A 19,986-nucleotide genomic window follows, 5' to 3' on the forward strand; every position below is an offset into this window, starting at 1 on the left:
GCTCCGGATAGCGTTCAATTTCGGCACAACACACCGGTAAGGGTTTGCCGGACTGCCCAAATCGCGACAAGGTCGAACACAGGAGAACGGAAAGCGCTCTCCAGTGAGGGAGCGACGAATCGACCCTGGGAGTGTCGCGTGGCTCAAACAGACGGAGTTCTCAGCCCGCAAACCCGGACCCGGCCCGCCGAAGGGTCCGTCCACCGCGCCGGCGTGACCGGATCCGGACCACCGGGCACGGCTACGGACAGTAGATCACCGTCGGGCGGCAACCAACTGTCCTGGTGGGCGCGGGCACGCCGGGACAAGGTCATGCTGCTGATGGCCCTGCCCGGTCTGGCCCTGCTACTGGCCTTCCACTACCTGCCGCTGCTCGGGAACCTGATCGCGTTCCAGGAGTACCTGCCGTTCGTGCCGCTCGGGCGCAGCGCGTGGGTCGGCCTGGACAACTTCGCGGTGATCTTCAACGGCGACCCGGAGTTCCTGAACGCCCTCAAGAACACGCTGCTGATCACCGTGGTGCAGGTGATCTTCGTGTTCCCGGCGCCGATCGCGCTGGCGCTGCTGCTGAACAGCCTGCTGTCCGAGCGGATCAAGCGGGTCGTGCAGTCGGTGCTGTACCTGCCGCACTTCCTGTCCTGGGTGATCGTGATCGCGATCTTCCAGCAGATCCTCGGCGGCAGCGGGCTGATCAACAACTTCCTCCGCGAGCGCGGGATGGGCACGATCGACTTCCTCGGCAACCCGGACGGCTTCATCGCGCTGCTCACCAGCCAGGTGATCTGGAAGGACACCGGGTGGGGCACGATCCTGTTCCTCGCCGCGCTGACCCAGATCGATCCGGGGCTGTACGAGGCCGCGCGGGTCGACGGCGCCTCGCGCTGGCGGCAACTGTGGCATGTCACGGTGCCGGGGATCCGCGGGCTGATCATCCTGCTGCTGATCCTGCGGCTCGGCGACTCGCTCACGGTCGGGTTCGAGCAGATCATCCTGCAGCAGAACCTGGTCGGCAGACCGGCGAGCGAAGTACTCGACACGTACGTCTACAACAACGGCGTACTGGCCGGCCAATGGGGCGTGTCCGCCGCGGTCGGTCTCGTGAAGGGCCTGATCGGCGTCGCCCTGGTGATCGGCGCCAACAAGATCGCCCACATCTTCGGCGAGGCGGGGGTGTACCAGAAGTGACTTCGATCGAGGCGAAGGGGATCGACGACGGTCCCGCGATGCCGGCGCGGGTGCTCAAGGGCGTCGTCCTGGTGATCTGCTGCGCGGTCGTGATCGTGCCGTTCATCGGGGTGATCTCGACGAGTATCGCGAGCCAGGAACACGTGACGAACTCCGGCGGGTTCGTGCTCTGGCCGGACGCGTTCAACCTGGACGCGTACCAGTCGATCTTCAACGGCGGGGTCGTGCAGCGCGCGCTGATGGTGAGTGCGGTGGTCGCCGTGGGCGGCACGCTGATCAGCCTGGCCGGGTCGACGATGCTCGCGTACGCGCTGAGCCGGTCGGGGACGTTCGGGCAGCGGCCGATCCTGATGATCGTGCTGTTCAGCGTGCTGTTCAGCCCCGGGCTGATCCCGAACTACCTGGTGGTCAAGGAGTTCGGGCTGCTCGACTCGCTGCTCGCGCTGATCCTGCCGACGGCGATCAGCGGATTCAACGTGATCGTGCTGCGCTCGTTCTTCATGGGCATCCCGGACTCCGTGCTCGACTCCGCGCGGATCGACGGGGCCGGCGACTTCCGGATCTTCTGGTCGATCGTGCTGCCGCTGTCCCGGGCGGTACTGGCGGTCGTCGGGCTGTTCTACGCGGTCGGGTACTGGAACGCGTTCTTCAACGCGATGCTCTACATCAACGACACCGCGAAGTGGCCGCTGCAGCTGGTACTGCGGACGTACGTCGTCAACAACACCGAGCTCAGCAGCGGTGACCTCGGCGGCGCGTCGGCCGACCAGTTGCCGCCGCAGGAGTCGATCCAGATGGCGATCCTGGTGGTGTCGCTGGTACCGATCCTGATCGTGTACCCGTTCCTCCAACGGCACTTCGCCAAGGGCATGCTGACCGGGGCGGTGAAGGGATGACGATCAGCAGAAGGACCCTTCTGGGCGGCTCACTGGCCGCTGCCGCCGTCGGCTTGACCGGGTGCTCGACGGTGACCCGGTCGACCGACATCGCGGCGTTGAACAAGCCCGTCGCGTTGCCGACGTACAAACGCTTCGAGGGACCGCAGCCGGACCTGCCGCGGAGCCATCCGTTGATGCCGGACTGCTTCTACAAGTTCCCAGAGCGGCCGGTGAAGGTCAGCGACGGGGCGCCGGGCGACGGCGCCGACGTGACCGGCTCGGCGCCGACGTCGAACCCGATCCCGCCGACGGCCGACCGGAACCCGTACTGGCAGGAGCTCAACCGGCGGCTCGGGTCGTCGCTCGGGCTCAACATCACGTCGGCGGCGGACTACCCGAACAAATTCGCCACGGCGGTCGCGGGTGACACGTTGGGCGACCTGTTCAACGTGGACGGCGGATTCGCGTACCTGCCGCAGTTCCTGGAGGCGCGGGCACAGGACCTGACCGAGTACCTGTCGGGCGACGCGATCCTCGAGTACCCGTTCCTCGCGAACGCGCCGGCGGCGTCGTGGCGGGGCTGCGTGTTCTCCGGCGGGATCCGGGCGGTACCGATCCAGCGCGGGGTGATGTCGTCCAACACGTTGCTGGTACGGCAGGACCTGCTCGACCAGCTCGGCGTCGAGATCGGCTCGCCGACCGTCGACGAACTCGTGAAGGTGGCGAAAGCGGTCACCGACGGGAAGAAGAACCGGTGGGGCTTCGCGGTGCCGCCGACCGCTTCGCTGAGCGCGATGCTCGGGTTGCCGAACGGTTGGGAGGTGCGCGACGGGAAGCTTGTGCACAGCCGGGAGTTGCCGGAACACAAGGAACTGCTGGCGATCACCCGGCAGATGGTGAAGGACGGGCTGATCCATCCGGACGGGGTGGCGAAGGCCAACCAGAAGGTGTGGTTCACGCAGGGGTCGGCGGTGATGACGCAGGACTCGTACTCGTCGATCCAGAGCTTCTACCGGCGCGCGACGAACAAGAACTTCAGCATCACGATCCCGGTACCGCGGGCGTCCGGCGGGAAGGTCGGGCGGGTGCTGCTCGGGTCCCCGAACAACTCGATCGCCGCGATCCGGCCGAGCTCGCCGGAACGCACGAAGACGCTGCTGCGAGTGCTGAACTGGTTCGCGGCGCCGTTCGGGACGGAGGAGTACCTGTTCCGGAAGTTCGGGTTGCCCGGGCGGCACTACACGCTCAACGGCACCGATCCGCAACTCACGAAGGACGGCGGCAGCGAGGTGTGCCTGGGCGAGTTCCCCGTCCAATACCTGGCCGACGGCCCGTACCCCGCCTACTTCCCCGGCCACCCCGAGGCAGTGGACAACCTGTACAACCACCTGAAGGCAGTACTCCCGACAGCAATCCTGTCGCCCACGTACGGCCTCTACTCACCCACCCAATCCACCAAAGGCAAGGTCCTCGACACCCGCATGGACGCCCTGACCAAGGACATCCAACTAGGCCGAGCCGACCTCTCCGCCTGGGACGAAGCAGTCACCAACTACCGAAAATCCGGCGCCGACGCCATCCGCAACGAACTAGAACAAGCCCTAGCCATCAAGGGCGACCAGTAGCCTGCGGGTTGCCCCCTGGAGTGGAGGGTTGCCCCCTGAAATTTCCAGGGGGCAACCCTCCACCTTGATGGGCAAGCTTCAGTTGCAGCGTAGGGAGTCGAGGTCGGGCGCGTTGCCCATGGCCTCGTTGCCGGCGTTGTTGGGGTGTAGGCCGTCGCCGTCGTCGTACGCCGGTGCCAGGCGGGTCGGGTTGGACGGGTCTCGGGTTGCGGCGTCGAAGTCCACGTACGCGTCGAACTCGCCGCTGGTGCGGATGAACGTGTTGACTGCCTGGCGCGTCGCCTCCTTCTCAGGGGAGTAGACGAACGAGCTGCCCATCGGCGTCAGCGTCCCGCCGACGATGCACCGGCCGGACGCGTGCACCCGCGCGATCAGCTGGCGGTACCCGGCGATCAACTGTTCCGTCGTCGCCCCGGCGTAGATGTCGTTGATCCCCTCCAGCACCAGCACCGTCCGTACGCCGGGCTTCGTCAGCACGTCCTTGTCCAGCCGCGCCAGCGCGCTCGGCCCGGCGCTGCCCGCCTTCGCGATCCCGCCGAGGACGCGGTTCCCGGAGATCCCCTCGTTCGAGATCGCCAGCCGCCGCGGCTCGGGCAGTCCGGCGTACCGCGCCGCGAGGATGTCAGGCCACCTCCGGTTCGTGTCGATCGTCGTACCGACCGCGGACGTGATCGAGTCGCCGAGCGTCGCGACCGTCTGCACCTCGCGCGGCGCCTCGACGATCGCCGCGTTCAGGAAGAACCACGCCGACGACTCCGTCTGGTACGCCGTACCCGACTCGTCGGCCGCGTGGTCACCCGAAGTCGACTTGTAGCTGTGCTGCATCGCCCGGTTGTGCGCGGTGATCACGCCCGTCGTCCCGACCACGTGCAGACTGACCGTCAGGCTCGTCAGTGCCGGCACCGTCCCGGGCAGCGGATCGCTGACCGCCATCGCGCCCGGCGGGATCGTCACCGTCGTACTGCCGCCGAACGTCAGCCGCCGGCTCGACCCCGGTACCACACTCGCCCCGCCGGCGTGCCGCCCGACGTACACGGAGTCCGACACCAGCGGCTGGTCGCCGTTCGCGTTGGAGATCCGGATCCGCAGGTCCTCGCCGCCGACACTCGTCCGCACGATGTTCCGCACGGTCATGTCGCTCAACGTCCCGCCGGCGATGTCGTCCGCCGCACCCCAGGTCGTGACCAGCCCGGTCCCTTCCGCCGTCGTCTCGTCCCCGGAAGGCGCGGCCGCCACCAGACCCGCCGCACCCACCGCCGTCACCAGCAAACTCGCGCCCACCCGGCGCCACGTAGAAGTCATGCCCATCAAGTCACCGCTGAATAGCCATGCTTGCAATCGTTTGCACAGCTTCCGTCGCCCAACGGCCGCCCTCGCGCGCCGAACGGTCGACCTGCCGACAGCAGTGCGCATCGTCGACAAACCCTGGGTAGATCGATGGTTGGCATATACCGAACAACTGACTATGCTCGGCGCATGCCTTCCTCAGCCATGCGCGAACCGACGTTTCTCGTCCTCGCCGCGCTCGCCGACGGCCGCAAGTACGGCTACGCGGTGATCACCGAAGTCGCGACGTTGTCCGGCGACCGGGTGAAGCTCCGCCCCGGCACGCTGTACGCCGCCCTCGATCGCCTCTGCGACGAAGGGCTGGTCCGTCCGGCCGGTGAAGAGATCGTCGACGGCCGTCTCCGCCGGTACTACGAACTCACCGACGCCGGCGCGACCGCGCTCGCGACCGAAGCCGCGCGCCTGCAGTCCAACGCCGCTCAGGCCTTCAACCGCCTCCGTCTGCGCCCGTCCGGGGGTGCCGCATGAGCGCCGTTCGTCGCGCCACGCTCGCCTGTTACCCGCGCTGGTGGCGTGCGCAGCACGGGGAGGAGGTGATCGGCCTGCTGCTCGACTCCGCCGAGGACAACGGCCGCGCCGACTACCGGGATCTGCTCAACCTGGCAGTTCATGGTGTCCTGCTCCGCTTGAAGCCGGACTCGAGGGCGCTTCCCGGCCGCAGCGTTCGCAGCGTTCGCGATCGCGTGTCGGTGATTGCCGTGGCGCTCCTGGTGCCGATCAGCCTCACCCTTCTCGTGTTCGGGGAATGGGCGCCGTGGGATCCGTCGACAAGCTTCGATCCGGCGCCGGTCGCGAATCTGACCACGGGCGTGCTCTGCTACCTCGCAGGCCTGCTCGCCGCAGGGTTCGTGGCTTGTGGTCGCGCAACCGCCGGACGGCGGCTCGCTGCTGCCGGCGGTCTGATCGCGCTGGTGATCCAGTTCGGGCCGATCGAGCAGTTCGCGCTGCGCTACTCGATCTCGCGACCGCCGAGCTGGATGCTCTTGTTCATCGCCGCGATCTGCCTGCTGGCGTCCGTGGGTACACCGGTACCCCCGCGCAACTCCCGGAGGCTGTTCCTGACGCTGGCCGCCGTACCCACGGCCGTGGCCCTGTTCCTGACCGGAAGGTCGCTCGGGCCGGACCCCTGGCTCTTCTACCGGCACCCGGACCAGGTCGAACTGCGGACCTCCGGCGGGGTCCTGGTGGGAATCGCGCTGGCCGTGGTCGCCGCTGTTCTGCTGACCGCGGGACGCCGGGCGTGGGCCGCCGCGTTCGCTGTGAACGCCGTACCTTGGCTGTTCTTGTACTACTCCAGCCGCCTGACGCACTCCACGTTCCTGTTGAGCGCGCCCGTGGTGATCGGCGTTGTGGTGGCCGCGATGCTGACCGGCCTGTCGGCCGTCATCGTCAGCCGCAGGACCTGAGCAGGAGGCGGACTACCCGGTCAGGGACAATGGGTAGTGATGACGCTGACCGAGAAGTTGCCGGGGACGACCGAGCCCGATGATCTGTTCGATGCCTTTCAGGGGTGGGTGACGGGGCAGGGGATCTCGCTGTATCCGGCGCAGGAAGAGGCGTTGATCGAGGTGATGACGGGGTCGAACGTGATCCTGTCGACGCCTACCGGGTCGGGGAAGAGCCTGGTGGCGACGGGGGCGCACTTCGCGGCGATGGCGAACGGGCAGCGGACCTTCTACACCGCGCCGATCAAGGCCCTGGTGTCGGAGAAGTTCTTCGCGTTGTGTGACGTGTTCGGCGCGGACAAGGTCGGCATGCTGACCGGCGATGCGGCGGTCAACGCGGGTGCGCCGATCATCTGCTGTACGGCGGAGGTCCTCGCGAACATCGCGCTCCGCGAAGGCAAGGACGCCGACGTCGGCCAGGTGGTGATGGACGAGTTCCACTTCTACTCCGAGCCGGACCGCGGCTGGGCGTGGCAGGTGCCGCTGCTGGAGCTGCCGAAGGCGCAGTTCGTGCTGATGTCCGCGACCCTCGGCGACGTCGAGCGCTTCAAGATCGACCTGTCGCGAAGGACCGGCCGCCCGACCGCGATCGTGGCGTCCGGCGAGCGCCCGGTCCCGCTGATCTACAAGTACGTCACCACCGCCCTGCACGAGACGCTCGAGGAGCTGCTCACCACCCACCAGGCCCCGGTGTACGTCGTGCACTTCACTCAGGCGGCCGCGCTCGAACGCGCGCAGGCGCTGATGAGCATCAACGTCTCCTCGAAGGAGGAGAAGGAGAAGATCAACGAGCTGATCGGCCACTTCCGGTTCAGCAAGGGGTTCGGCCGGACGCTGCAGCGGCTCGTGAAGCACGGCATCGGCGTCCACCACGCCGGCATGCTGCCGAAGTACCGGCGGCTGGTCGAGCAGCTCGCGCAGGCAGGTCTGCTCAAGGTCATCTGCGGCACCGACACCCTCGGCGTCGGCATCAACGTCCCGATCCGGACCGTCGTACTGACAGCGTTGAGCAAGTACGACGGACGCCGGCAGCGGATCCTCAAGGCGCGCGAGTTCCACCAGATCGCGGGCCGCGCCGGGCGGGCCGGATACGACACGTCCGGCACCGTGGTCGTCCAGGCCCCGGACCACGTGGTCGAGAACGTGAAGGCGCTCGCGAAGGCGGGCGACGACCCGAAGAAGCAGCGCAAGGTGCAGCGCAAGAAGCCGCCGGAAGGATTCGTGACCTGGGGCGAGGACACCTTCGACCGGCTGGTCGCGGCCGAGCCGGAGGCGCTGCAGTCCCGGATGCGGGTCAGCCACGCGATGCTGCTGAACGTGATCGCCCGCGACGGCAACGCGTTCGAGAGCATGCGGCACCTGCTCCGCGACAACCACGAGGAGTCCCGCGCGCAGGTCCGGCTGATCCGCCGGGCGATCCAGATCTACCGCACCCTCGTCACCGCCGGTGTCGTCGAACGCCTCGACGAGCCCGACGAGAACGGCCGCCTGCTGCGGCTGACCGTCGACCTGCAGAAGGACTTCAGCCTCAACCAGCCGCTGTCCACGTTCGCGCTGGCCGCCCTGGACCTGCTCGACCCGAACGACCCGTCGTACGCGCTCGACGTGGTCTCGATCATCGAGGCCACGCTGGAGGACCCACGCGCGGTGCTCTGGGCGCAGGAGCACCACGCCAAGGGCGAGGCGGTGAACGCGATGAAGGCCCAGGGCATCGAGTACGACGAACGCATGGAGCTGCTCGAGGACGTCAGCTGGCCGAAACCGCTCGCGGAGTTGCTCGAAGCAACGTTCGAGATGTACCGGCAGACGCACCCGTGGATCGCGGACACCGGGCTGTCGCCGAAGGCCGTCGTCCGGGACATGTTCGAGCGGGCGATGACGTTCGGCGAGTTCATCGGGTACTACGGCCTCGCGCGGTCGGAGGGCGTCGTACTGCGGTACCTCAGCGACGCGTACAAGGCGCTGCGGCAGACCGTGCCGCCGGACAAGGTGGACGAGGACCTGGCCGACCTGATCGAGTGGCTCGGCGAGGTCGTCCGGCAGACCGACTCCAGCCTGCTCGACGAGTGGGAGGAGTTGACGAACCCGGCCGCCGAGGCGGAGGTCGCGCCGACACCGCTCGGCCCGCGGCGGATCACGTTGAACACCAGGGCTTTCCGCGTCCTGGTCCGCAACGCGATGTTCCGCCGCGTCGAACTGCTGGCCCTGCACCGCTGGGCCGAGCTGGGCCAACTCGACGGCGAGGCAGGCTGGGACGCGGGCCGCTGGGCCGAGGCCGGTACGGCGTACTACGCCGAGCACGAGGTCGTCGGCACGGGTCCCGAGGCGCGTGGCCCGGCCCTGTTCCTGATCGAGGAGCACCCCGGCTACTGGGAGGTCCAGCAGATCATCGACGACCCCGAAGGCAACCACGACTGGCGCATCACCGCCACCGTCGACCTCACCGCCTCCGACGAAGCCGGCGAGCTGGTCCTGGAACTGGTGTCCTTCAAGCCCCTCTAGTGGTTGCAGTAGGCCACTCCACGTCGACCTCGGTTTCGGCGTCGTAGTCGACGCCCGGTACGTCGAAGCCGTACAGGCGGCGTACCTCGTTGAAGAACCAGGTGGTGTCGGCGACCTCGGCGATGTTGGACTGGGTGGCCGACTCCCACTGGCGGCGTACGGCGGACTGGACGTCGTCGGACAGTTCCCAGCGGTCCAGGCGGATGCGGCCCTCGTCGTCGAGGTCGAGAGGGGTCTCGCCGGTGAGCTGGTCCCACAGAGCGATCGACTGCTCGACCGGCGTCTGCAAGGGGGTGATCTTGTGCAGGAGGCTGACGTAGAGGCCGATGCCGGGGATCGCGGAGGACGCCTGCGTGACGGCGGCGCCGTTCACCGAGGTCATCGCGGTCACGCCGTCGGCGGCCAGCTTCAAGGCGGTCTGCTCGAGGTCCGCCTTGGCCGCGCCGATCGAACCGTGGCGGTACAGCGGGCCGGTCAGCTCGGACCCGATGTAGGTCAGCGCGACGGTGTTGAAGCCGGGCTTGAGCAGGTCGCGGTCCTGCAGCGCGGCGATCCAGCGCGTCCAGTCCTCGCCGCCCATCACCTTCACGGTCTGCGCGATCTCGTCGTCGGTGGCGACCTCGATGCCGACCTCCTGCAGCACCGGCGCGCCGTCGTCGAACGCGAGGCTCTTCGTGGTGTGCTCGGCGCCGATCGCCTTCAGCACCGACTGGTACGTCTCGCCGGTGCGCGGGTCCGTGCGCCGGGGCGCCGCGACGCTGTAGATCAGGTGGTCGATCCCGCCGAGCTGCTCGGCGACCAGGTCGAGCACCTCGTCCTTCGTGGTGTCCGCGAAGGCGTCCGCGTTCACGAAGCTCCACTGCCGGCCGAGCTCGGCGGCCAGCGCGGCGGTCTCCGCGGTCCGGTACCACCCGGCGGTCGCGGTACGCCGAGCCGTGGCCGCCTTCTCGAAGCAGACGCCGATCCCGTCGATCCCGTACCGCGCGAGCCCCGCGATCGTCGTCGCCAGCCCGTAGCCGGAGCTCGACCCGATCACCAGCGCCGTACGACGCTGCGCAGTACGACTCGCGACCTGCGCGGCCATCTCCCGCACCACCCGCGCACACCCCGCCGGGTGCGAGTCGAGGAACAGGAACCCACGGCCGACAGGCTTCACCACGCGCTCAGTCATGCCGACGACCTTATTAGCTCCAGTACATCTCTGCGTCGTCAGGTTCCACGGTGACGTCGGCGCCGAGGCGGCGGAGGTTGCCGGCGAAGTCGGTGTAGCCGCGGTGCACGTGGTGGGCGGCGGACACGAGCGTCTCGCCCTCGGCCGCCAGCCCGGCCAGCACCAGCGCGGCGCCGGCCCGGATGTCGGACGCGACCACCGGCGCCCCGGACAGCCGCGGCACGCCGCGGACCACGGCGTGGTGCCCGTCGGTCTGGATCTGCGCGCCCAGCCGGGTCAGCTCCTGCGCGAACGTGAACCGGCCCTCGAAGAGGTTCTCGGTCACCATCGCCGCGCCGTCGCTGAGCGCGTTCAGCGCGATCACGAACGCCTGCAGGTCGGTGGCGAACCCGGGGTACGGCAGCGTCACGACGTCCACCGGCTTCGGCCGGTCCTGCATCCGGACCCGGAACCCCGGGTTCAGCACGGTGATCTCGGCGCCGGCCTTGGACAGCTTGTCGAGCGGCAGCTCCAGGTGCTCGGCGTGCCCGTTCGCGACCGTGACGTCACCCTTGGTGATCGCGGCCGCGAACGCCCAGCTCCCGGACACGATCCGGTCCGGGATCACCACGTGGTCCACCGGGTTCAGCAGGCCCTGGACGCCGGTGATCTCGATCCGCGGCGACCCCGCGCCGTCGATCTGCGCGCCCATCTCGACCAGCATCGCGGCGATGTCCTGGATCTCCGGCTCGCGGGCCGCGTTCTCGATCACGGTGGTGCCCTTCGCGAGCACCGCCGCCATCATGATCGTCTCGGTCGCGCCGACACTCGGGAAGTCCAGCCAGATCTCGGCGCCGTGCAGGCCCTGCGGGGCCTCGGCGATCACGAACCCGTGCTCGATGTGCACCTTCGCGCCCATCGCCTCCAGGCCCGCGACGTGCATGTTCAGCCCGCGGGAACCGATGTTGTCGCCGCCCGGCAGCGCCACCTCCGCCTGGCCGCAGCGGGCCAGCAGCGGGCCGAGCACCGAGATCGAGGCGCGCAGCTTGCGGACCAGGTCGTAGTCGCACTGGTGCCCGATCGTCGCCGGGACGGCGATCGTCGCGAGCCGCTCCTCCGCGTCCACCTTCACCGAGCAGCCGAGCGTGTCCAGGAGCTGCGCCATGAACGTGACGTCCAGGATGCCCGGCACCTGCCGCAGCGTCGTCGTACCCTCCGCCAGCAGCGCCGCCGCCATCAGCTTGAGCACACTGTTCTTCGCTCCGGCCACCTCGACGGTGCCGTCCAGCCGTGCCTCACCCGCGATCCGAAACCGTTCCACCGGTCGACTGTAGCGTTTGACGGTCCGGCGCTTTGCGTAGAGTCCTGGCATGGCTGTGAACTTGACGCGGATCTACACCCGCACCGGTGACGCCGGCGAGACCCGCCTCGGCGACAACTCGACGACCTCGAAGACCGACCCGCGGCTGGCGGCGTACGGCGAGGTCGACGAGGCGAACTCGGCGATCGGGGTGGCGATCGCGGCCGGGCACCTGAACAGCGCGATCGCGGTGCTGCTGACCCGGATCCAGAACGACCTGTTCGACGTCGGCGCGGACCTGTGCAACCCGATCACGCCTGATCCGGAGTATCCGCCCTTGCGGATCACCCAGGAGTACGTCGACCGGCTCGAGGGCTGGTGCGACGAGTACAACGCCCGGCTGACCAAGCTCCGGTCGTTCATCCTGCCCGGCGGCACCGAGGGCGCCGCGTACCTGAACGTCGCCCGCGCCGTGGTCCGCCGCGCCGAGCGGGCCGGCTGGGCCGCCGTCGAGGCGCACGGCCCGTCCGTCAACCTGCTCGCGATCACGTACCTGAACCGGCTGTCCGACCTGCTGTTCATCCTCGGCCGCGTCGCCAACCTGTCCTCCGGCGGCGACGTCCTCTGGGTGCCGGGAGGCGAGCGCTCCTAGCTGATCTCCCAGCTCAGCGGCATCCGCAGTACGCCGGCCGGGGGCAGCCCGAGCGCGCTGTAGATGCCGGTGGTCAGGCCGTCGAGCGTCAACGGCGCCGCGCTGACCGCCAGGTCGTCGGTGGTGGTAGGAGCCTTCAGCTGACTGAGCAGGTTGCGGTGCGGCACCGAGGTCACGGCGATCTCGTCACGGTCCAGACCGGCCCGGTTGCAGGCGAGCGTGAGCGCGTGCTGGAACCCGCCGAGCTCGTCGACCAGCTTGTGGTCGTGCGCGTCGGCGCCGGTCCAGACCCGTCCGCGCGCCAGCGACTCCAGTCGCTCCTCGGGCAGCCCGCGGTCCTGCGCCGCCTTGGCGACGAAGTCCGTGTAGATACGGTCGAGCGTCTCCTCGAGCCGCGCCCACTGCTCGTCGGTGAACTCCTCCTGCGCCGAGAACATCTGCGCGTTCGCGCCCTCGGAGACGGCCTCCTGCGAGATCCCGATCCGGCCGAGGGCGTCCCGTACGACGCCCTTGCCGGTCAGGACGCCGATCGACCCGGTGATGGTGCCGGGCTGCGCGACGATCACGTCGGCCGGCATCGCGACGAAGTACCCGCCGGACGCGGCGACGCTGCCCATCGACGCGATCACGGGCCGTCCGGTCGACCGCAACCGCAGTACTTCGTTGCGGATCGCGTCGGACGCGACGTACGAGCCTCCGGGGCTGTCGACGCGCAGTACGACGGCCTTCACCCGCTCGTTGGCGGCCACCGCGCGCAGGGCGGCGCCGACGGTGTCGGAGCCGGAACCAGGTCCGCCGAGCGGGCTGTTGGAGTTGCGGCCGACCGAGATACCGCCGGTCACCCGCACGACCGCCACCAGCGGTTTCTGCGGCCAGGGGAGCGCCTTGCGGACCTCGTCCAGCGTCCGCGGACCACGCCTGATGTAACGCTCCGCCAGCAGCCGGTCGTCGTACTGCAGCTGCTTCTCGAGCTCGTCGTACACGTCCGACCGGTAGCCGAGCCGGTCGACCAGGCCGGCGTCCAGCCCCGCCTGCGCGGGCAGCGGCGCGCTGTCGACGAGCTCGCGCACCCGCGCGGTGTCGAGCCGCCGCCGGATCGCGATGCCCTCGACGATCTGCTCGTACGCCGATTCCGCGAGCCGGGACGCCATCTCGCGGGCCGGCGGAGTCATCTCGCGCTCGGTGAACGTGTCAGCCGCCGTCTTGTACTCGCGCCGCTTGCCGAACTGCGGGATCACGCCCGTCTTGTCGAGCGCGCCGCGCACGAAGACCGCCTGCACGGCCACACCGGTGACGGCCAGGTCGCCGGACGGCTGCAGCCAGATCTCGTCGAACGCGGTCGCCAGGTAGTAGGGGACCGTCCCCTGGCCCATCTCGCCGAACGACTCGGTCCACGCGACGGCCGGCTTGCCCGACGTCCGGAAGTCGGCGACCGCCTCGCGCAGCTCCTGCACCTGGGCGAGCGTCAGCCGGTGACCGCCCAGGTGCGCGACCACACCGACCACCGAGTCGTCGCGCGCGCCCTTCCGCAACGCGCCGACCAGCTCGCGCAGCGTCGGCAGGTGCCGGGACCGGAAGGCCGCCACCGGCGAGGCGGGCGGTGTCTCGAGCACACCGCGGGTCAGATCGAGCTCAAGCAGAGTCCCCATACCCAGACCCTAGACCCCGGCCAAAGTCCCCGGTCGCAGCTCAGGGGGCGTCGAGCAGACCGCGGGCCGCGGGCTCGTCGCGCGGCCAGACGTAGACGGTCCAGCCGTCGGTGGTCCGGGCCGCGGTGGCCTTGATGCCGAAGTCCTTCAGGCGGGAGACGAGGACCCGGGCCTCGTTGTAGTTCGGCACGGTGCGGATGTCGACGAGCAGGCCGAACGCGTCCCGGTCGGCGGGCGTCTGGTCGACCCGGCGGACCAGCGACCCGCCCTTGGCCTTCGAGAAGGCCCAGCGGCAGAGCAGCACCATCACCCCGGCCAGGCCGAGGACGACCAGCGGGAACAGGAAGTACTGTTCGGCGAACACAGCCACCATTGTCCCGCGAATCGTGTCTCGGGAAGCAAAAGTTCGTGAGGTCTTGGCAACCTTCCGGGTCTCCGGGGAGTCTTTACTCTCACAGACCCATGTAGACCCATGAAAGACGCTGTCACGCGGCCGATGGACACCTCGGGGGCCGCCGGAAGAGCGGAGGGCACGGACATGCTCGCACCGACCCACAGCAGGCCTGACGACGACACCGACGACAACACTCTCCACCAAGACAACGTGGTGCACCTGACCGGCATCCTGGACGTGCGCTCGGTGGGCGACGTCCGTCAAACTCTCAACGACCTGATCGACAGTTCGGACGGCGACGTGATCGTCGACCTGGAGGAGGTCGACGCGGTCGACGCGACCGGCCTCGGCCTGCTGGTCGCGACGCATCGCAGGACCCAGCTGCTGGGCCGGCAACTCGTGCTCTGGCACCCGATGCCGTCGGTCGTCCGCATCCTCGCCGTCACTCGCCTCCACCGCGTGCTGAACGTGGAACGAACGCCCCTCCCGATCAGCGCCTGACTGTGACCTAAGCCCCTGGTGACGCCAGTCACGAGAGGCAGACTCACAAGGTCACGCAGTCCTACTCTCGGGTACATGGCGACCGAGAAGGATCGACCCTGGGTGATGCGGACCTACGCCGGCCACTCGTCCGCGGCGGAGTCCAACGCGCTGTTCCGCCGGAACCTCGCGAAGGGCCAGACCGGGCTGTCGGTCGCCTTCGACCTGCCCACCCAGACCGGGTACGACGCGGACCATCCGCTCGCGAAGGGCGAGGTCGGCAAGGTCGGCGTACCGGTCGCGCACCTGGGTGACGTGCGCGCGCTGTTCGACCAGATCCCGCTCGCGCAGATGAACACGTCGATGACGATCAACGCGACCGCGATGTGGCTGCTCGCGCTGTACCAGGTCGCCGCGCAGGAGCAGGGCGCGCTGCCCGACGAGCTCACCGGTACGACGCAGAACGACATCGTCAAGGAGTACCTGTCGCGCGGGACGTACGCGTTCCCGCCGGACGCGTCGCTGCGGCTGACGACCGACCTGATCGCCTACACGGTCTCCACGATGCCGAAGTGGAACCCGATCAACATCTGCAGCTACCACCTCCAGGAGGCCGGCGCGACGCCGGTGCAGGAGCTCGCCTTCGCGCTGTCGACGGCGATCGCGGTCCTGGACCGGGTGCGCGACGGCGGCCAGGTGCCGCCGGAGCGGTTCGCGGACGTGGTGCAGCGGATCTCGTTCTTCGTGAACGCCGGCGTGCGGTTCATCGAGGAGACCTGCAAGATGCGCGCGTTCGTCCAGCTCTGGGACGAGCTGACCGAGCAGCGGTACGGCGTCACGGATCAGCGCGCGCGGCGACTGCGGTACGGCGTACAGGTGAACTCGCTCGGGCTGACCGAGGCGCAGCCCGAGAACAACGTGCAGCGGATCGTCCTCGAGATGCTCGGCGTCACGCTGTCGAAGAACGCGCGGGCGCGGGCCGTACAGCTGCCGGCGTGGAACGAGGCGCTCGGACTGCCGCGGCCGTGGGACCAGCAGTGGTCGCTGCGGATGCAGCAGGTGCTGGCGTACGAGTCCGACCTGCTCGAGTACGACGACATCTTCGACGGCTCGCACGTGATCGAGGCGAAGGTGGCCGAACTCGTCGAGGGGGCGCGCGCCGAGATCGATCGGGTGCAGGCGATGGGTGGTGCGGTCGCCGCGGTCGAGAGCGGGTATCTGAAGCAGGCGCTGGTCGCGTCGCACGCCGAGCGTCGGCAGCGCATCGAGTCGGGTGAGCAGGTCGTCGTCGGGGTGAACCGGTTCGAGAACACCGAGCCTTCGCCGCTGACCGCCGACCTCGACACCGCCATTCAGACCGTCGACCCGGCGGCCGAAGCCGCGGCGCTGACGTCGCTGAAGGAATGGCGGGCTACCCGCGACGCCGACGCGGTCGAGGCCGCGCTGGCGAAGCTGCGGGCCGCGGCGAAGGGCAGCGACAACCTGATGCCGGTGACGCTGGAGTGCGCGCGGGCCGGGGTGACGACGGGGGAGTGGGCCGGAGTCCTGCGGGAGATGTACGGCGAGTACCGCGCGCCGACCGGTGTCGCCGGATCCGTCGGGGTGTCCGCGGGCGGGGCCGAGATCGCCGCGGTCCGTGAGAAGGTCTCCGCGACCTCCACCGAGTTGGGCGGCCGCCTGCGGTTGCTGGTCGGCAAGCCCGGGCTCGACGGTCACTCGAACGGCGCGGAGCAGGTCGCCGTACGTGCCCGCGACGTCGGGTTCGAGGTCATCTACCAGGGCATCCGATTGACCCCGGAGCAGATCGTCGCCGCCGCGGTGGCCGAGGACGTGCACTGCGTAGGCCTGTCGATCCTGTCCGGCTCGCACATGGAACTCGTGCCGCAGGTGGTGCGCGGTCTGCACGAGGCCGGTCTCGAGGACGTCCCGGTGGTGGTCGGCGGCATCGTCCCGGACGCCGACGCGAAGGCGCTGCTGGCCGCCGGTGTCGCCGCCGTCTACACGCCGAAGGACTACGACCTCACCGGGATGATGTCCGACGTGGTCGACGTGATCCGGCACGCGAACAAGCTGTAGCGCGTGGTAGAAGGAGAGCATGACTCTCGATGACCCGCGCGCCACCCGGGCGCTGTCCAACGGAACCGCGATCCCGGTCTTCGGACTGGGTGTCTGGCAGGTGGACGACGGAGCGGAGTGTGAGCGGGCCGTCGGCGACGCGCTCGCGGCCGGCTACCGGCTGATCGACACCGCGCAGGCCTACGGGAACGAGGAGAGCGTCGGCAAGGCGATCCGCGACAGCGGGATCCCGCGGGCGGAGATCTTCCTGACCACGAAGTTCTACCCGGGTGGCAAGGACGCGCGGGTGGAGGCGGAGAAGAGCCTGGAGCGGCTCGGCACCGACTACCTCGACCTGTACCTGATCCACTGGCCGCAGGGCGGGCCGACCTGGGCCTGGCCGGGCATGGAGGCGGCGGTCGAGGCCGGCCTGACCAAGGGCATCGGCATCTCGAACTTCAGTGCCGCCGAGCAGCAGGAGCTGTCCAAGGTGGCGCAGATCCAGCCCGCGGTGAACCAGATCCAGTTCAGCCCGTTCGAGTACCGCCAGGGTCTGCTCGAGGCCTGCGAGGAGGCGAACGTCGTCGCCCAGGCCTACAGCCCGCTCGGCACCGGGCGGTACCTCGACGACCCGGCGGTCGGCCGGATCGCGGAGGCTGTGGGCCGGACCAACGCGCAGGTGCTGATCCGCTGGGCGCTCCAGAAGGGCCTGTCGGTGATCCCGAAGTCCACGCACAAGCACCGCATCGAGGAGAACTACGCGGTCTTCGACTTCACCCTCGACGACGAGGCCGTCGCCACCCTCGACGCCCTCGACACCACCCACCGCACCGCGGACGCGATGGCCCAGGGCAGCAAGTGGTGGCACTGAGCTAGCTGCCGCCGTACCTCAGCAGGCTCGGGGTCCAGCGGGCCAGGACGGCCATCGACAGCACCAGGAGTGCCGAGCTCACGAACGTCGTGGGGCCGATGCCGAAGTGTTCGGCGAAGGCGCCGAGGACGAGCGACGTGAGCGGCATGACGCCGATGGCCAGTTCCTGGATGCCCAGGGCCCGGCCGTGGAGTGGGGCCTCGGTGGTCATCAGGAGGAGCGTCGTCTGCAGGACCCCGAAGGCGGCGCTCAGTACTCCGATCGCGGTCATCAGCACGAACGACACGATCCTGTCGTGGGACAGGCCGAAGAACGCCCAGGCCGCACCCCACGCGGCGGTGCCGACCACGAACAGGGCGCCCTTGTGGCGGAAGTCGCCCAGCCAGGCGATGACCAGCGAGCCGAGGAGACCGCCAACACCGCCGCAGGTCAGCAGCCAGCCGAGTCCGGCGGCGTCCAGGCCGAGCGACTCCTCGGCGAACACCGGCATGAACGACTGCGCGATCGGCCAGATCAGGATGTTCGCGGCCAGGGTGATCAGCAGGACCGTGGACGCCATCCGGTTTCTCGCGATCGCCCGCAGGCCGCTCGTCACCAGGTGGAGGGCCGAACCGGTGTGCGTGTGCACGACCTGACCCAGGCCACGCAGCGGCAGCAGGAGGCCGAGCGAAACGGCGTACCAGATCGTCGAGATCCAGAGGGCGGCCGGTGCGCCGAGGCCGTTGATGAGCAGGCCGCCGGCGGCCGGGCCGATCACCTGGGTCATGTTCAGCGCCATCGAGTTGAGGGCGTTGGCGTTGCTGAGGTTCTGCCGGCCGACCAGATCGAGCACCAGCGAGGCGCGGGCCGGCTGCGACGGCGACTGCGCGAGTCCGAGCGCGAGGCCGCCGACCAGCAGGACGCCGTACGACGCCTGCCCGAGGCTCGCGAGGGTGGCGACGACACCGGCGGCGGCCAGCGCCCAGGTGCAGGCGATGAGCAGCAGGCGGACGCGGTTGTGCCGGTCCGCGAACGCGCCGCCGAACGGCCCGAGCAGCAGCGGCGCCAGCCGGACCGCCCCGAAGACCGCGACCTTGAAGTCGGAGTGCGTGGTCTCCCAGGCGAGCCAGCCGAGGACGAGCGTCTGCGTCCAGACGCCGCCGAAGAAGAACAGGTTCGAGAACCAGAGCAGCTGGAACGGGCGGTTCGCGCGCAGGGAGCCGAGGGTCCGCCCGACCAGTGCCGGTGGGGTCCGGGTACTCACACCTGCAGTTCGCCGTCGCGGACGACGACCTGACCGCCGGCGATCACGACCTCGCGACGCGGCGCGCGGACCAGCACGTCCGGCGCGTTCTCGGCGTCGAGCAGCACGATGTCCGCGCGAGCGCCGACGCCGAGGCAGTGGTTCTCGCGGTGCACGAACGGGGCGGCGCACGTCGTCGCGAGCTCGACCGCGTACGTCAGGTCCTCGTCGGTGCGGAGGCCGTGCAGCCGCGCGAAACCGCGGGCGATCTGCAGCAGGTCACCGTCGCCGTACGGCGACCACAGGTCGCGGATGCCGTCGGTGCCGAGACCGATCGCGACCCCGGCCGCCCGCATCTCGCGGAACGGCAGCGGTGCCGAGGTCGGCGGCGCGACCGTCGTCCAGGAGATCCCGGCCTCGCCCAGTTGCTCGACCAGTTCGGACCGTCGGGCAGGGGCCAGCTCGCCGAGCGCGAACCCGTGCGACACGTTGACCTTCCCCTGCAGCCCGGCCCGCACGGTGCGCTCGGCGATCAGCTCGTACTGGAACGCGCCGAGGTCGCCGTGGTCGTGCAGGTGGATGTCGATCCCGACGTCGCGCCGGGCCGCGATCTCGAACAGCGCGTCCAGCTGGCCGACCGGGTCGCGGTCGATGGAGGCCGGGTCCAGACCGCCGATGCTGGTGGCGCCTTCGGCCGCGGCCTTGTCGAGCAGCTCGAGGACGCCGGGACGCCGCAGTACGCCGTCCTGCGGGAACGCGACGATCTCCACGTCGACGGCGCCGTCGAGCGCGGCCGCGGCGTCCCGGACGTTCGCGATGCCGCGCAGCTCGACGCCGAGGTCGACGTCGACATGCGTGCGCGTGGCCGTCGTACCGTGCCTGAGGAACTCACGCAGCACGGCCTTCGCGCCGTCGACGCTCGGGATGCCGTACTTGTCCCGCTCCGCGCGCTCGTGGGCGATCCGGCCCTGCGTCGTCGGCCGGCCGCCGTACGAGACCCACGGCTGTCCCCACCAGCTCTTGTCGACGTGCGCGTGCGCGTTGACGAATCCGGGCAGCGCCAGCAGGCCGCGCCCGTCGATCCGCTGCTCCGCCGCCCCTGCGTCGCCGGCCCCGGCGGGAGTGAGGTCCGAGATGACACCGTCGACGATCGTGAGGTCGACCGCGTCGCCGCCCCAAGGGCGCACGTCAGCCAGCAGCAAGGAGGTCATGACCAGAATGGTATACCATT

At 69.4% G+C, this 19,986-nt stretch carries 17 protein-coding genes; 10 read left to right on the forward strand and 7 right to left on the reverse strand.

Annotation, left to right across the window (positions count from 1 at the left end):
- The first annotated feature begins 312 nt into the window (after window positions 1-312).
- Genes ABN611_RS23620 through ABN611_RS23630 form a run of 3 tightly spaced genes read left to right on the forward strand, consistent with a single transcriptional unit; the run spans window position 313 to window position 3,688 of the window.
- A complete protein-coding gene (locus ABN611_RS23620) occupies window positions 313-1,185 on the forward strand; it encodes an ABC transporter permease subunit (protein WP_350274403.1) in 873 nt (290 codons plus the stop codon).
- Entirely contained in the window at window positions 1,182-2,081 is a 900-nt protein-coding gene (locus ABN611_RS23625) for a carbohydrate ABC transporter permease (protein WP_350274404.1), read from the forward strand. Before ABN611_RS23620 ends, ABN611_RS23625 begins: the two co-directional genes overlap by 4 nt.
- Complete coding sequence (locus tag ABN611_RS23630) at window positions 2,078-3,688, forward strand: extracellular solute-binding protein (RefSeq protein WP_350274405.1); 1,611 nt, start codon at window positions 2,078-2,080, stop codon at window positions 3,686-3,688. Before ABN611_RS23625 ends, ABN611_RS23630 begins: the two co-directional genes overlap by 4 nt.
- Window positions 3,689-3,766: 78 nt before the next feature.
- Here the strand turns inward: ABN611_RS23630 and ABN611_RS23635 are convergent, their stop codons facing one another.
- A complete protein-coding gene (locus tag ABN611_RS23635; protein WP_350274406.1) occupies window positions 3,767-4,990 on the reverse strand; it encodes an SGNH/GDSL hydrolase family protein in 1,224 nt (407 codons plus the stop codon).
- A 174-nt stretch (window positions 4,991-5,164) separates the two neighbouring features.
- Between ABN611_RS23635 and ABN611_RS23640 the strand changes: the two genes are divergently transcribed.
- From ABN611_RS23640 to ABN611_RS23650, 3 genes are read left to right on the forward strand one after another with little or no spacing between them, the layout of a single operon-like run.
- The gene (locus ABN611_RS23640; protein ID WP_350274407.1) at window positions 5,165-5,503 is read left to right on the forward strand and encodes a PadR family transcriptional regulator; all 339 of its coding nucleotides are present in this window, start codon (window positions 5,165-5,167) and stop codon (window positions 5,501-5,503) included.
- Window positions 5,500-6,441: a hypothetical protein gene (locus tag ABN611_RS23645; RefSeq protein WP_350274408.1), complete on the forward strand. Its 942-nt coding sequence runs from the start codon at window positions 5,500-5,502 to the stop codon at window positions 6,439-6,441. The genes ABN611_RS23640 and ABN611_RS23645 overlap by 4 nt, the downstream gene beginning before the upstream one ends.
- 39 nt (window positions 6,442-6,480) lie before the next feature.
- Window positions 6,481-8,982, forward strand: a complete 2,502-nt coding sequence (locus ABN611_RS23650; RefSeq protein WP_350274409.1) for a DUF3516 domain-containing protein — start codon at window positions 6,481-6,483, stop codon at window positions 8,980-8,982.
- Here ABN611_RS23650 and fabV read toward each other — a convergent pair.
- The gene (gene fabV / locus ABN611_RS23655; RefSeq protein ID WP_350274410.1) at window positions 8,969-10,153 is read right to left on the reverse strand and encodes an enoyl-[acyl-carrier-protein] reductase FabV; all 1,185 of its coding nucleotides are present in this window, start codon (window positions 10,151-10,153) and stop codon (window positions 8,969-8,971) included. The two genes, ABN611_RS23650 and fabV, sit on opposite strands and share 14 nt — an antisense overlap.
- Before the next feature lie 13 nt (window positions 10,154-10,166).
- The gene (gene murA, locus ABN611_RS23660; RefSeq protein ID WP_350274411.1) at window positions 10,167-11,453 is read right to left on the reverse strand and encodes a UDP-N-acetylglucosamine 1-carboxyvinyltransferase; all 1,287 of its coding nucleotides are present in this window, start codon (window positions 11,451-11,453) and stop codon (window positions 10,167-10,169) included.
- 49 nt (window positions 11,454-11,502) lie between these two features.
- On the opposite strand from murA, the gene ABN611_RS23665 reads away from it, so the two are divergent.
- Window positions 11,503-12,084: a cob(I)yrinic acid a,c-diamide adenosyltransferase gene (locus ABN611_RS23665; RefSeq protein WP_350274412.1), complete on the forward strand. Its 582-nt coding sequence runs from the start codon at window positions 11,503-11,505 to the stop codon at window positions 12,082-12,084.
- Here the strand turns inward: ABN611_RS23665 and sppA are convergent.
- The gene (gene sppA, locus ABN611_RS23670; RefSeq protein ID WP_350274413.1) at window positions 12,081-13,733 is read right to left on the reverse strand and encodes a signal peptide peptidase SppA; all 1,653 of its coding nucleotides are present in this window, start codon (window positions 13,731-13,733) and stop codon (window positions 12,081-12,083) included. The two genes, ABN611_RS23665 and sppA, sit on opposite strands and share 4 nt — an antisense overlap.
- A 40-nt stretch (window positions 13,734-13,773) precedes the next feature.
- Complete coding sequence (locus ABN611_RS23675) at window positions 13,774-14,106, reverse strand: hypothetical protein (RefSeq protein ID WP_350274414.1); 333 nt, start codon at window positions 14,104-14,106, stop codon at window positions 13,774-13,776.
- A gap of 165 nt (window positions 14,107-14,271) precedes the next feature.
- Here ABN611_RS23675 and ABN611_RS23680 point away from each other — a divergent pair, with 165 nt between their 5' ends.
- The 3 genes from ABN611_RS23680 (at window position 14,272) to ABN611_RS23690 (ending at window position 17,533) form a co-directional block, all read left to right on the forward strand.
- The gene (locus ABN611_RS23680) at window positions 14,272-14,628 is read left to right on the forward strand and encodes an STAS domain-containing protein (protein ID WP_350274415.1); all 357 of its coding nucleotides are present in this window, start codon (window positions 14,272-14,274) and stop codon (window positions 14,626-14,628) included.
- 75 nt (window positions 14,629-14,703) lie between these two features.
- Window positions 14,704-16,683, forward strand: a complete 1,980-nt coding sequence (locus ABN611_RS23685) for a methylmalonyl-CoA mutase family protein (protein WP_350274416.1) — start codon at window positions 14,704-14,706, stop codon at window positions 16,681-16,683.
- Between the two features lie 19 nt (window positions 16,684-16,702).
- Window positions 16,703-17,533: an aldo/keto reductase gene (locus tag ABN611_RS23690; protein ID WP_350274417.1), complete on the forward strand. Its 831-nt coding sequence runs from the start codon at window positions 16,703-16,705 to the stop codon at window positions 17,531-17,533.
- A 1-nt stretch (window position 17,534) separates the two neighbouring features.
- Here the strand turns inward: ABN611_RS23690 and ABN611_RS23695 are convergent, their stop codons facing one another.
- Window positions 17,535-18,776, reverse strand: a complete 1,242-nt coding sequence (locus tag ABN611_RS23695; protein ID WP_350274418.1) for an MFS transporter — start codon at window positions 18,774-18,776, stop codon at window positions 17,535-17,537.
- Window positions 18,773-19,966, reverse strand: a complete 1,194-nt coding sequence (locus ABN611_RS23700) for an amidohydrolase (RefSeq protein WP_350274419.1) — start codon at window positions 19,964-19,966, stop codon at window positions 18,773-18,775. The genes ABN611_RS23695 and ABN611_RS23700 overlap by 4 nt, the downstream gene beginning before the upstream one ends.
- Window positions 19,967-19,986 lie beyond the last annotated feature (20 nt).

The sequence above is a fragment of the Kribbella sp. HUAS MG21 genome, assembly GCF_040254265.1.
Classification (GTDB): domain Bacteria; phylum Actinomycetota; class Actinomycetes; order Propionibacteriales; family Kribbellaceae; genus Kribbella.